The organism is Virgibacillus carmonensis, assembly GCF_057836705.1.
This window is the reverse complement of sequence record NZ_JBYQFJ010000322.1, coordinates 1-564: the sequence shown is the minus strand read 5'-3', so window position 1 is coordinate 564 and position 564 is coordinate 1. Positions and strand designations below refer to the sequence as shown.

Sequence of the window (564 nt, the reverse complement as noted above, 5' to 3'; positions counted from 1 at the left end):
CGTGATGGAAAGCTTGAAAACCTGCCTTCGGAAACGATTGAATATCGTTTACCAACTGGGGAACAGGCTTGTTCGTGTTGCGGTGGTGAACTGCATGAAATGAGTACCGAAGTACGCAGGGAGATAGAAATTATCCCTGCACAAGCAAAAGTAAAGAAGCATGTTCGCTATGTTTATAGTTGCCGTCACTGTGAACGCAATGAAATTGAGACACCGATTGTAACAGCAATTGCACCTGCGCCTGTTTATCCGGGGAGCTTGGCTTCCCCGTCAGCTATGGCTTATACGATGACGCAAAAATATGTAGAAAGCATGCCGTTATACCGGCAAGAGAAACATTTAGAACGTTTCGGACTGTCTATCTCACGTCAGACTCTAGCAAATTGGATTGTATACGGCGCAAATACTTGGCTTAATCTCATTTACGATGAAATGTATGTACATCTCTTGAGACAGGATATTGTTCATGCGGACGAAACGACCTTGCAGGTTCTTTCCGAACCAGAGCGCCCTGCCACTTCAACTTCCTACATATGGATGTATCGTACAGGAAGAGAAGGTCCA

General features: G+C 45.0%; 1 protein-coding gene. It reads left to right on the top strand.

Annotated features, from left to right (window positions below; all coding sequences use genetic code 11):
- On the top strand, positions 1-564 hold a 564-nt coding region (locus AC3G7N_RS22110), incomplete at both ends, for an IS66 family transposase (protein ID WP_489424262.1).